11 protein-coding genes are annotated in these 12023 nt (G+C 67.9%); 9 read left to right on the top strand and 2 right to left on the bottom strand.

Translation table 11 applies throughout. From position 1 onward, the window contains the following. Both VMJ70_03350 and tsaA read left to right on the top strand, forming a co-directional pair. On the top strand, window positions 1–681 hold a 681-nt coding region (locus tag VMJ70_03350), incomplete at its 5' end, for a hypothetical protein (GenBank protein HTO90147.1). A gap of 13 nt (window positions 682–694) precedes the next feature. Beyond that, a complete protein-coding gene (tsaA, locus tag VMJ70_03345; GenBank protein HTO90146.1) occupies window positions 695–1150 on the top strand; it encodes a tRNA (N6-threonylcarbamoyladenosine(37)-N6)-methyltransferase TrmO in 456 nt (151 codons plus the stop codon). Here the strand turns inward: tsaA and VMJ70_03340 are convergent. Continuing rightward, a complete protein-coding gene (locus VMJ70_03340) occupies window positions 1147–1884 on the bottom strand; it encodes a uracil-DNA glycosylase (protein HTO90145.1) in 738 nt (245 codons plus the stop codon). The two genes, tsaA and VMJ70_03340, sit on opposite strands and share 4 nt — an antisense overlap. Further along, on the bottom strand, window positions 1835–3379 hold the full coding sequence (locus tag VMJ70_03335) for a T9SS type A sorting domain-containing protein (GenBank protein ID HTO90144.1): 1545 nt from the start codon (window positions 3377–3379) through the stop codon (window positions 1835–1837). The genes VMJ70_03340 and VMJ70_03335 overlap by 50 nt, the downstream gene beginning before the upstream one ends. Window positions 3380–3415: 36 nt before the next feature. Here VMJ70_03335 and VMJ70_03330 point away from each other — a divergent pair, with 36 nt between their 5' ends. The 7 genes from VMJ70_03330 to VMJ70_03300 all read left to right on the top strand — a co-directional run bounded on the left by VMJ70_03330 (window position 3416) and on the right by VMJ70_03300 (window position 11938). Beyond that, window positions 3416–5395 carry an APC family permease gene (locus VMJ70_03330; protein HTO90143.1) on the top strand — a complete coding sequence of 660 codons (1980 nt, stop codon included), beginning with the start codon at window positions 3416–3418 and terminating at the stop codon, window positions 5393–5395. A gap of 52 nt (window positions 5396–5447) precedes the next feature. Then, the gene (locus VMJ70_03325; protein ID HTO90142.1) at window positions 5448–6224 is read left to right on the top strand and encodes an enoyl-ACP reductase; all 777 of its coding nucleotides are present in this window, start codon (window positions 5448–5450) and stop codon (window positions 6222–6224) included. Window positions 6225–6250: 26 nt separating this feature from the next. Then, window positions 6251–7651 (top strand): amino acid permease, encoded by a 1401-nt coding sequence (locus VMJ70_03320; GenBank protein HTO90141.1) that lies wholly within the window; start codon window positions 6251–6253, stop codon window positions 7649–7651. Further along, window positions 7648–9207, top strand: coding sequence for an FAD-dependent oxidoreductase (locus tag VMJ70_03315; GenBank protein HTO90140.1), 1560 nt, complete (start codon window positions 7648–7650; stop codon window positions 9205–9207). The genes VMJ70_03320 and VMJ70_03315 overlap by 4 nt, the downstream gene beginning before the upstream one ends. 87 nt (window positions 9208–9294) lie before the next feature. Next, on the top strand, window positions 9295–9807 hold the full coding sequence (locus tag VMJ70_03310) for a DUF4388 domain-containing protein (protein ID HTO90139.1): 513 nt from the start codon (window positions 9295–9297) through the stop codon (window positions 9805–9807). A gap of 87 nt (window positions 9808–9894) precedes the next feature. Next, window positions 9895–10923 (top strand): zinc-binding dehydrogenase, encoded by a 1029-nt coding sequence (locus tag VMJ70_03305; protein HTO90138.1) that lies wholly within the window; start codon window positions 9895–9897, stop codon window positions 10921–10923. A 118-nt stretch (window positions 10924–11041) separates the two neighbouring features. Continuing rightward, window positions 11042–11938, top strand: a complete 897-nt coding sequence (locus tag VMJ70_03300; protein HTO90137.1) for a hypothetical protein — start codon at window positions 11042–11044, stop codon at window positions 11936–11938. Window positions 11939–12023 lie beyond the last annotated feature (85 nt).

Here is a 12023-nt window from a genome sequence, read left to right as displayed (position 1 = left end):
CTTGCGGGCACCACCGGGAGATGTGTGACGAATGATGCGCGTGGTGCCGAGAGAGGTCAAGCGCTTTCGATTGGCGCGCATCGTGACATGACCTTAGGATCGCGCGAACCCTCAACGTCGCCGGAGACCGATTGCCCAGCCACGCACCGAAGACCCTGCGCCCGCAGGACGAAGTCTCGCACTACCTCGCCCGATCGGCGGCACATTCTGTTCATGCGCAACGTCCCCGGCCCCGCCGGACGATTGGACGGCATCACGCTCAGCATGTCCGCCGAGACCGGTGTGGAAACCGACAGCATGCTCACGCCGGGACGGGCGCTGAATGTCGGCTGGAGCGGCGACAGCCGCGGGGTCCTCTACCTCGACGGCACCGATCCGGTCCAAAACGTCTGCCTTCAGCGTTTCGGCGGCGCGGCCGCGGTTCACCTCACGAACTTCACCGAGGGTCAGGTCCTCTCCTGTGTCAGCTCTCCCGACGGCAGGAAGATCGCAATCTCGCGACAAGTCGGATCGTCCGCGAACGTCTGGGTGTCCAATGCGGACGGTTCCCATCGGGTTCAGGTGAGCCACTTCGCCGATCTGCGCGTGTTCCTCGTGGAGTGGATGCCCGACAGCCGGCGGGTGGCGATCGGCGCGGGCACATCGAACCGCGACGCGGTGCTGGTCAGGAAGTTCCGGTAGCGGAGGTCCTCCGGTGGGCAAGCTGACGCTGAAAGTCATCGGCACGGTTCGCAACGGGCGCACCTCGACCGAGGATGCAGATTGGGGCGCGCTCGAATCGGTGATCGAGATGCGTCCGGCATACGCGGCTGGACTGCAGGGGCTCGAGCAGTTCAGCCACGTGCTCGTGATCTTCTACATGCACCACGATCTGGATGGTGAGCCGCCCGCGCTGGTGCGGCGCCCGCGGGGGCGCGCCGACATGCCGCTGCTCGGCGTGTTCGCCCAGCGCGGGCGGATGCGTCCCAACCCAATCGGGGTGACGGCCGTGGAGATCGTCGCGGCCGAGCCGGGTCGCCTGCGCGTGCGCGGGCTCGACGCGATCGATGGAACCCCGGTGCTCGACTTGAAGCCCTATGCGCCGGTGTTCGATCGGCGCGAGGCACGCGTGCCGTCCTGGATCGACGAGCTGATGAAGGGTTATTTCTAGCGCGCGTCGACCAGCGCCCGGGCCCGCGCGAAGCGTTCATTCCACATGTCACGTGTGAGCCGGCGCGTGTTGGTGTTCTGCCGGCTCGGGTGATAGGAGCAGAGCAGCGTCGTACGTGGATCGAGCGTGTATTCGGCGCCGTGCGCAAAGGCGGGGCGCTTGCCGGGCGCAAGCCGATCCCACCGCCCCGAGGCACGCAACCACGCATCGTGCGCGATGCGGCCGAGCACCATCACCACGCGCAGTTCCTTCAGCAAACGGATCTCGGCCTCGAGATACGGCCGGCAATTCTCGAGCTCACGCGGCTTGGGCTTGTTCCCGGGCGGGGCACAGCGCCCGGCCGCGCTGATCCAGCACCCGGCGAGCTTCATGCCATCGTCGCGGCTCACCGAATTCGCCTGACTGGCGAAGCCGTGCGCATGGAGCGCCGCGTAGAGCCAGTCGCCGCTCGAATCGCCGGTGAATACGCGTCCGGTGCGGTTGCCACCGTGCGCGGCTGGCGCCAGCCCGACGATCAGCAGCCGCGCCCTCGGGTCGCCGAAGCCGGGAACGGGCTTTCCCCAGTAGGTCTGGTCGGCGAACTCACGCTTCTTCTTCTTCGCGATCGCCGCGCAATAGCGTCGCAGCCGCGGACACAGCTCGCAGCGAACGATGGCGCGTTCGAGGCTCGCGAGCGTTCGCAGCTTACCGAGTCCCCAACCACGCGAAGCGACGCACGGATTCCTGGCCCGCACCCGCGACTCGGACGAAGTAGATCCCCGCAGTGGCTGTGCCGCCGCGATCCCGTTCCCCGCGCCAAACGACGCTGGCCGGGCCCGCGGCCACCGCCTGACTCCAGATGCGTCGGCCGCTCGTGTCGAGAATCTCGAACCGCGCGTTCGGCGATGTCACCTGAATGCTGAAACTCATCATGCCGCTGCCGGGGTTGGGGGCCACGGCCATCGCTGCGGTTCCCGCCGCGATCGGCTCGAGCGAGACCAACGCGAACTCCCCCGCACCGAGCGAGAGCGAACTCGCATCGGCGGTGGCCGGGGCGGCCGCGTTGGGGTAGAAGACGTTCTGCCCGCGGTCCACGATCGTCGCGCGATAGCCATTCAGGCCGAGCGCGATCGTCCGTCCCGTCAGCGAATCGCTGTTGGCCACCAACACGTACTTTTCGCCTCCTGGCCCTTCGAACTCTCCGATTGCCGCGCGGCCTGAAACGTTCACGATCCAATCGTCCGGCGTAAATGGAAGGCCGCCCATCGGCACCGAGCCCGAGTGCGTCGTCCGCCGCCAGCGCGAACTCGCGAGTATCACCCCGGCCTGGCGCACCCCCTCGTTGAATCGCCTCAGCCGGTCGTACCACGGGCTCGGCTGGCCATCGCCACCCATGATCGCCGTGCCCCAGTTGAACGCCGGATCCGGATCCGGCGGCCAGTAGGTGAAGTAGCCGATGCCTCGCGCGCCGTAGGCGAGCAGCTGGCTCACCTGCCACGACACCTCGCCGAGCGTGAGGGGACGGTAGCTCGAATGAGGGATGAGCTGAATGATGGCCCAGAACGGCAGGCCATGCGCGTCGGCCACCGAGCGCAGGATCGCCGCGTTCTCCACGAACTGTCCCCGATCTCCAGTCACCGTGAAGTCGTAGTGATCGGCGCACAGCACCGCAGGGTGCACGAGCTCGGCGTAGCTCGTGACGGTGTCCGCGAACGAGACACCGGTCGGATAGATCACGCGACCGCTCAGATTGTTCCACGCCGGGTGAATCGGATCGCGCTGGCGCAAAGATTCGCGCAACCGGTGCAACAGCGGCCACTCCGACGCCGGTGGCTCGTCGCCCAGGTAGTACCCCCAGAAGGCCGGGTGGTCGCGATAGTCGGCGACCACCTGGTCGAGCGTGTCTTCGAACGTCGGGAGCCAGTGCCAGGCTCCGTTGAAGCGGTCGTCCCAGATCAAGCAGCGGATACCGTGAGCGCCGGCGAAATCGAGACGCGTGAGGTTGTCCGCGAGTTGGCCCTGATCGAGCCACGCAGGTAGCGCGAGGTTGAACGACAGATCCGCCATCTGAGCCAGACGGGCTTCAGTGGTGGAATCGGCGGGCGGGCTCAGCCAGCCGAACAGCGTGAACGCCGCGGTGTCGGCGGGCGCGGGCTCGGCGAGCGCCGCTGCCGGTGTGAGCGTCAAACCCAACAGTGCCAGCGCGCCAGTCGCGAAAACTCGCCAGCGCGGCCCCACGGGCTCCCTCACTTGCCACCCCCGAACCCAGACCCTAGATTCCGGCCCGTGTTCGGCCGATTGCGCGACGTCCTGCTCGGGGCTCCCAAGAATCTCCTCGACCCGCGCATCCACCACAATCTGGCGCTCATCGCCTTCTTCGCCTGGGTGGGACTGGGTTCCGACGGCCTGTCTTCGTCATGCTACGGCCCGGAAGAAGCTTACCTCAGCCTCGGCCTGCACACGCACCTCGCCGTCTACCTGATGCTGGCGACGGTGATCACCGTCTTTCTCATCTCCGCCTCCTACAGCCAGATCATCGAGCTGTTTCCGAGCGGTGGTGGCGGCTATCTGGTCGCGACCAAACTGCTCGGCCCTTACCCCGGCGTGGTTTCCGGCTGCGCGCTGGTGGTGGACTACGTGATGACGATCGCGATCTCGGTGGCCTCGGGGGTCGACGCGATCTTCTCGCTGCTCGCGCCCGAATGGCAGGTCCTCAAGGTGCCCACCGAGATGCTCATCATCGCCACGCTCACCACCCTCAACATCCGCGGGGTCAAGGAATCGGTGATGGTGCTCACCCCGATCTTCCTCAGTTTCATCCTGAGTCACCTGCTGATGGTGGGCGCCGGATTCTTCACTCACGTCGGCCAGACCGGCCACCTGGTGTTCGACACCGTGCGTGACACGCGTTCCGCGGTTCACGAGCTGGGCCTCACGGGCGTGCTGATCGTGTTCATGCGGGCGTTCTCGCTGGGGGGCGGCACCTACACCGGCATCGAGGCGGTGAGCAACGGCGTACCGATTCTTCGCGAGCCGCGCGTCGAGACCGGCAAGAAGACCATGCTCTACATGGCCACCTCGCTGGCCTTCACCGCCGGCGGCATCCTGCTCTGCTATATGCTGTTCGGGGTCCACCACGAACCGGGTCGGACGCTCAACGCCACGCTGTTTCACAGCGTCGCCGGCGGCTGGAATATCCGCGGCATCCCGATCGGCTCCGGGCTCATTCTGCTGGCGCTGATCTCGGAAGGCGCGCTGCTGTTCGTGGCGGCGCAGACCGGCTTCATCGACGGGCCGCGCACACTTTCGGCGATGGGCGTGGACCAATGGGTGCCCAAGCAGTTCGCGCACCTCTCCGAGCGTCTGGTGACCCAGAACGGCGTGCTGACCATGGCGGCGGCCGCGACGCTCGCGATCCTCTACACCGGCGGGCAGGTCCGCATCCTGGTGGTCATGTACTCGATCAACGTTTTCGCCACCTTCACGCTCTCCCAGCTCGGCATGGTGCGCCACTGGTGGAACGAACGTCGCAGTCTCGCGCACTGGCATCGCCGGCTCCTGATCGCGTCGCTCGGAACGGCGGTGACCGGCGGGATCCTGTTCGTGACCGCCACGCTCAAGTTCCGCGAAGGCGGTTGGGTCACGCTGGTCGCGACCAGCATCCTGATCGCGTTCTGCCTGCTGGTGCGCCGCCACTATCGCCGGGTGCGGCGGATGCTCTCGTCGCTCGACGAGGTGCTCACCAACCTGCCGTTGCCGGAGCCCAAGGTGCAGCCGGAACTGTCGGCCGACGGGCCCACCGCGATTGTGCTGGTCGAGGCCTACGCCGGGCTCGGCATTCACACGCTGCTTTCGATCCAGCGGCTGTTCCCACGACATTTCAAGAACCTGGTGTTCTGTTCGGTGGGCCTGGTGGATTCCGGGCAGTTCAAGGGGGTTCAGGACATGCACGCCCTCGAGGAGAAGGTGAAACTGGACCTCGAGAAATACATCGGGCTGGCACAAAGGCTCGGCTATTACGCAGAGTATCGCTATACCCTCGGCACCGACCTGATCGCCGAGCTGGAAGGGATGTGCCTCGATCTGATCAAGGAGTTCCGCCGACCGGTGGTGTTCGCAGGACAGCTCGTGTTCCAGCGCGAGAACCTGTTCACGCGCTCGCTCCACCACGAGACCGCCTTCTCGATTCAACGGCGGCTTCAGTTCGCCGGTGTTCAGGTGATCATTCTGCCGATCCGCGTGTGGGAGAAGCAGCGGGCGGCTTAGCGCGAATTCGGGCGAGTGCGCGAGCGTTCGGCGCGACCACCAGGGAGGACCGATGTTCAACGTGGATCTGAGCGGGCGGCACGCGCTGGTGATGGGCGTGGCCAATCACCGCAGCCTGTCGTGGGCGATCGCGCAGGATCTTTCGAAGGCCGGCGCCGCGCTGTGCCTGACTTACGCCGGCGAGCGCCTCAAGTCCGGCGTCGAAGAGCTGGCCGCGACGCTGCCAAGCGCGATCACGCTGGAATGCGACGTGGCCCGGGATGCGCAGATCGATGCCGTTGCCCGCACGCTCGGCGAGAAGTGGGGCGCGGTGGAAATGCTGGTGCACGGCATCGCATTCGCGCGCAAGGAGGATCTCGAGGGCAGCTTCGTGGCCACGCCGCGTGAAGGCTTCCAGCTCGCGCTCGAAGTGAGCGCCTACTCGTACATCAACGTCACGAATCGCATGCTGCCGCTGCTGGAGAAGAACGGCGCCAGCATCGTGACGCTCTCCTATCTCGCCGCCAATCGCGCGGTGCGCAACTACAACGTGATGGGCAGCGCCAAGGCGGTGCTCGAGCAGGCGACGAGGCAGATGGCGATGGAGCTGGGGCCGAAGCGAATCCGCGTCAACTGCATCTCGGCCGGCCCGGTGAGCACGCTCGCGGCTCGCGGCATCCGCGGATTCACCGACATGCTGAAGGAGCACGGCGCCGCAGCACCCCTCCAGCGCAACATCACCAAAGAAGAGGTGGGCGCCGCGGGCTTGTTCCTGTTGAGCGACATGGCGAGCGGCATCACCGGTACGACGCTCTACGTGGACGCCGGGTGGCACATCCTGGGCCTGTAGAGTCCTCGCCGGCGGCGACGGACTCCTTGCGTTCCGGCGCCAACACGGCCGAGCTGCGCCTCGCCCGAAGGCTTGGCACGTTCGACATCACCATGATCGTGATGGGCGGGATCATCGGTTCGGGCATCTTCGTGACGCCTTCGGTGGTCGCGCGCCAGCTCCACTCGACCGTGCTGCTGCTCGCCGCCTGGATGTTCGGGGGACTCATCGCACTTGCCGGCGCCTTCATCTGGGCCGAGCTGGCGGCGCGGCGACCGCTGGCCGGCGGGCAGTACGCCTATCTGCGCGAGGCCTATCACCCGCTGGTCGCGTTCCTCTACGGCTGGGCGCTGCTGCTCGTGATCCAGACCGGCGGCATGGCGGCGGGCGCGGTGACGTTCGCGCGCTATCTCAGCGGCCTGGTGCCGCTGCCGATCCCGGAGCCGGCGATCGCGGTGATCCTGCTCGCCGCGCTCACGCTGATCAACATCGCCGGCGTGCGGGCGGGCAGCACGGTGCAGAGTGGTTTCATGCTGCTCAAGATCCTGGCGATCGTCGCGTGGATCGCCTGCGGCCTGGCTCTCGCCGCCACGCGCGGCGGACCCGGCATCGTCTCGGGAGGGGAGACGATCTCGCCGCCCGCGCCGCCCCCGACTCCCCCGCTCTCGCTCGCACTCGCCGCGCTGTTCGGGGCCGCCATGGTTCCGGTGCTGTTCTCATACGGAGGCTGGCAGACCGCGACCTTCGTCGCGGCAGAAGTGCGCGACCCGGCTCGCGCCTTGCCGCGCGGACTGCTGATCGGTGTGCTGGGCGTGATCGTCCTCTACGTCGCGGCCAATCTCGTCTGTGTCCGCGTGCTCGGGATCGAGGGACTCGCCGCATCGACGCGCCCGGCCACCGACATCATGAGCGCGGCGTTGGGCGAACCCGGCGCGCGCCTGATCTCGGCCGGCATCGCGATCTCGGCCGCCGGATTCCTGAGCCAGAGCATGCTGACCGCGCCGCGCGTCTACTACGCGATGGCCGATCATGGGCTGTTCTTCCGGCCGGTGGCCTGGCTCCATCCCCGATCGCACGCGCCGGTGGTGGCGATCGGGCTGCAGGGCTTGCTGGCGATCGTGATCGCGCTGACCGGCGGCTTCGAGCAGATCCTGAGCTACGTGGTGTCGGCGGACTGGATCTTCTTCGGACTCACCGCCTGCGCGGTCTTCGCGCTGCGCCGGCACGACGCGGCGACCGGGGCGGCCGCTCGTGCTCCGGGCGCGGTGCCGCTGATTCCGGGCCATCCCTGGACCACGCTCGGCTTCGGGCTGATCAGCGCTCTGCTGGTGATCAACACCATCGTTCACTACCCGGCCAACACCGCGATTGGAATGGGCATTCTGCTTCTCGGTGTGCCGGTCTATTTCTTCTGGAGCCGGCGCGCGTCGCGGCACTCCCGTCCATGAGCCCGCTCCAGCGCCGCGATTTCCTTCGCCTGATGGCGCTGCAGATGGCGGCGTGGTCGCTGGGATGTGGCCGGCACGAGGGCGGGCTGCCCCCGAATCCGCACGCGAATCTATGGCTCGGCGACGATTTCACGATGGGCCACCGCCTGCGCGACGGAATGCTGCCTTCGAGCGCCGGCGCCGCCCTCGAACCGGCCTGCGACGCGATCGTGGTCGGTGGCGGCATCAGCGGCCTCACCGCTGCCTGGCAGCTCGCCAAGGCCGGCCGTCGCGTGACGGTGCTCGAGCAGGCGCGCGAGATCGGCGGGAACGCCAAATCGGCCGAGTGGGGCGACATCCGCTATTCGATCGGCGCGGCCTACTTCACGCGCCCCGACCCGGGCAGCGCGCTCGAGACGCTCTATCGCGAGCTGGGCGTGCTCGAGCGCGCGGTCCAGGTGCCGAAGGGCGAGGTGTTCTTCGACCGCAGGCTGGTCGAGCACTTCTGGGACGGCACCACGGAATCCGCCGCCCAGGCCATCTCGGCGACGAAAGGGATCGCCGATGCGTGGAGAAAGATGGTCGCCACCCGCTATCCGGAGATCCCCTGGACCGAAAGGACGGAAGGCTGGCCGCGCGCCGAGTTCGAGCGGCTCGATGCATTGCCGTTCTCGAGCTATCTCGAGCGGCTGGGGGCGCCCGGGCACGTCCGCCAATTCTGCGAATACTACTGCTGGTCGTCGTTCGGCGGCTCGGCCAAGGAGATCTCGACCTACGCCGCGCTGAACTTCCTGACCGCCGAGTTCGGCGACATCCTGGCCCTCCCGGGAGGAAATTCAGGAATCGCGCGGGCGCTGGGCGAGGCGCTGCGGGCGAAGGGCGTGAACCTCGTCACCGACACGCTGGCTTCGCGAGTGCGAAGCGTCGAGCGCGGCGTCGAAGTCACCGCCTTCACCGGCGAGCGCCCGCGGCGCTTTCCCGCTCGCGCCTGCGTGGCGGCGGTGCCGCGATTCATGGCCGCGCGGATCGTGGAGGACTTCCCGCAGGAGCGCGCCGCGCAGGTGGCCGAGATGAAGTGGCGCGCCTATCTCGTGGCCAACGTGCTTCTCAGACGTCGGCCTTCAGTGGAGTGGTACGACTCGTATCGTATCGAGCCGCTCGATCCCCACACGGCGGCATGGACCGATCTCATCATCGCCGACTTCGTCGCTTCGCCGAAGAGCGGGCACAGCGTGCTCACCGCCTATCGCGCGCTTCCCTATGACGGCGGACGGAGCGAGCTCTTCGCCGCGACCTCGCCGGCCGGCTACCGCGACGCGGTGCGCCACGACCTGCAGCCGTGGCTCGCAGCGATCGGGCTCTCGGATCGCGACATCGTCGACATCAACATGGCGCGCTGGGGACACCCGCTGGTGCTGGCGCAACCCGGCCAGCTCGCCAGCGGGCGGCTCGAGAAGATCTCGGCGCCCTTCCAGCGCGTCGCGTTCGCGCACCAGGATCGCTTCGGCGTGCCGGCGATCGAGAACGCGATCGAGGCGGCGTTTGAGGCCGCTGGAGAGGTCGCGGCCCTCAGCTGATCCCCGGCGCCCGTCCCTCCACCGCCGTAAAGGTGCCCCATCCTTCTGCCGATACCTACCGGGATTTCGCCTGACCTGGAGGGAACCATGCTGGCGCTTTCCGGCACGCTCCAACATTTCATGCCTGTGCAGATCCTGCGCTTCCTGCAGGGCGCCCGCGCAACCGGCCGGCTCGAGATTCGCAACGACGACGAACGCGCCGACCTGTTCCTGATCGAAGGACGCTCGGCCTTCGCTCTGACCAACGGCGTCCATCTGCGGGTCGGAGACGTGCTGGTCAACGGCGGCGACATCCGCCCCGAAGCAGTCGAGCTGACGATCGCGGTGCAGCAGGATTCGCCCGGCCACCCGATCGGCAAGATGCTGGTGGACAGCGGCGCGATCAAGCCCGAACAGCTCCGTGCCGCCGTGCTCGAGGTGCAGCGCCGGATTGTCTGCCGCGTGCTGCTCTGGAAAGACGGCGAGTTCGTCTTCCATCCCGGCGAACGCGCGGCCGACGAGGACATCACGCTCGACCTCGATCTCGACCGGCTGATCCTCGACGCGCTGCGTCTCGCCGGTACGGTCGGCGAGAGTCAGTCCACCGACCTCGCCGCCTGAGCGGCGCCAGCCTCCTAGAGCTCTCGTCCCCACGGTGGTCCGCGACGCGCTTGAGCACGTCGCTCGTTCCAGTCATTGTGCGCGACCATGAAAGCCGTGCGCATGGTGGGCCCAGGCCGGCCGCTCGAGCTCCAGCAGATCCCCGCTCCCGAGCCCCGGCCCGGCGAAGTCCGCGTTGCGATTCGCGCCGCCGGCATTTGCCACTCGGACGCGCACTACCGAGCCGGGATCGCGCCGATGGGCCCGCTACCGCTCACCCTGGGTCACGAGATCGCGGGTGTGGTCGAGAAGCTCGGCCCCGGAGTCAGCACGCACGCGATCGGCGCCCGCGTTTGCCTCCACTACTTCACGAGCTGCGGCCGCTGTGCGGAGTGCTCGGCCGGTCACGAACAGTTCTGCGAGCACTACGCCATGTTGGGCCACCACCGGGACGGCGGCTTCGCGGAATACGTGACGGCGCCGGCGCGGAATGCCGTGTTTCTTCCCGACCGCATCGCGTTCGAACACGGCGCGATCCTGATGTGCTCGTCCGCCACCTCACTTCACGCGCTCGCCAGGGCCCGGCTCGCGCCCGGCGAAACCGTGGCGGTGTTCGGGTGCGGAGGGCTCGGCATGTCGGCGATTCAACTTGCGCGGGCGCTCGGCGCCCGCGAGGTGTTCGGGGTGGACATCCGCGCCGAGCCGTTATCGGCGGTGAGGAAACACGGCGCGATTCCGGTCGACGCGAGCGCCGGGGATCCGGTGGCGGCGCTCCGGCACCTCACGAATCAACGAGGTGTGGACGTGGCTCTGGAGCTCGCCGGACTGCCGGCCACCATGCGCCAGGCGCTGCAAGCCCTGGCGCCGCTCGGGCGCGTAGTCCTGGTCGGGATCTCCGACCGCGCGCTCGAGATCGATCCCTATCGCGAAGTGATCGGCCGCGAGGCGGAGCTGATCGGCTGCAACGACCATCATCTCGACGAGCTCCACGAGCTGCTCGCGCTCGCGCAATCGGGCGGGCTCGACCTCGGCTCGGCCATTACGCGGCGCGTGCCGCTCGAGGCCGACGCGATCAACGCGGTACTCGACGACCTCGACCGTTTCGAGGCCGGGACTCGGGCGGTCGTCGTCCCTTGAGCCCCTGATTATCTCGGCGGTTCGGCCGGCGGAATACCTCCGCCGGACCGGCGTACTTCCTTTCAAGTCGGCTCCCGAACTCCAGCAGTGTCGGACCCACCGGAACAGGAGGAACGCCATGAAACGCAGATTCGAACTCGGGCTGCTCGCCCTGCTGGTGATCGGCCCCGCGCTGGCCGGTTCGAGCCGCGCGAATGCCACCCCCACGCTCGACCACGTGGACGGCACGCTGCTCGACGTGCGCGTGATCGTCGACGGCACGCCGGCGCCGCTATTCCTCAAGCCCGGCAACTGGGACCGCGATTACTTCCAGGCCTTCAAGAACAAGACCTACTCGCTCCAGATCACCAACAACTCCGGCGAACGCGTCGCCGCGCTGATCGCGGTGGACGGCTTGAACGTGGTGAATGGTCAGCACACCCGGCTCGCCAACAACGAAGCGATGTATGTGCTCGGGCCGTATCAGACCGCCACGATTCGCGGCTGGCGCACCTCGCTCAGCGACGTTCGCAGCTTCGTGTTCGTCGACGAAGAGCGCTCGTATGCGTCGCGCACCGATCAGGCGAACGGCGACATGGGCTGGATCCGGGTGCTCTCGTTCCGCGAGCAGCCGCAGCGCGTGACCTGGCGCGACGACCAGCGGGGGCAGAAGGAACGATCCGAGCTGCAGGGCGGCGGACCTTCGCCGAGCGACGAATCCGGCAGCCGCGCCAAGGCCGCCCCCGCCCCGACCGCCCAGTCACCCGAGAGCGGCGACCTGCGCGCCGACCGGCAGAGCGACGAGTCGCGCGGGGCTCCGAGGAACGACGCCGCGCCCGGCACCGGCTGGGGCGACCACCGCTACGATCCGGTGCAGCGCACGGAGTTCATGGCCGCCGCCTACCCGACCGATCAGCTGGTGCTGCGCTACGAATACGCCTCGGGCCTGCGCGCGCTAGGGATCTTCCCGCGGCAGCCGCGGGTGTGGGAGCGCGAACGGGGCGAGCTGGGCTTCGCTCAGCCGCCGCGCTGGTAGTGGAGCACGGGGCGGACGCCGTCCTCCCCGCCATTTCCCGCGCAGGCGCCAGCATGAAGATGCCCTCCTCGGCAACGCCGCCGGG

The sequence above is a fragment of the Candidatus Sulfotelmatobacter sp. genome (assembly GCA_035498555.1).
In the GTDB taxonomy this organism is placed as follows: domain Bacteria; phylum Eisenbacteria; class RBG-16-71-46; order RBG-16-71-46; family RBG-16-71-46; genus DATKAB01.
This window is presented reverse-complemented; position numbering and strand designations above follow the sequence as displayed.

Excerpts from the sequence above, each read along its gene's own strand:
- VMJ70_03300 (HTO90137.1), top strand. The coding sequence starts at position 11,042 with ATGAAACGCAGATTCGAACTCGGGCTGCTCGCCCTGCTGGTGATCGGC.
- VMJ70_03315 (HTO90140.1), top strand. The coding sequence starts at position 7,648 with ATGAGCCCGCTCCAGCGCCGCGATTTCCTTCGCCTGATGGCGCTGCAG.
- VMJ70_03305 (HTO90138.1), top strand. The coding sequence starts at position 9,895 with ATGAAAGCCGTGCGCATGGTGGGCCCAGGCCGGCCGCTCGAGCTCCAG.
- VMJ70_03310 (HTO90139.1), top strand. The coding sequence starts at position 9,295 with ATGCTGGCGCTTTCCGGCACGCTCCAACATTTCATGCCTGTGCAGATC.
- VMJ70_03325 (HTO90142.1), top strand. The coding sequence starts at position 5,448 with ATGTTCAACGTGGATCTGAGCGGGCGGCACGCGCTGGTGATGGGCGTG.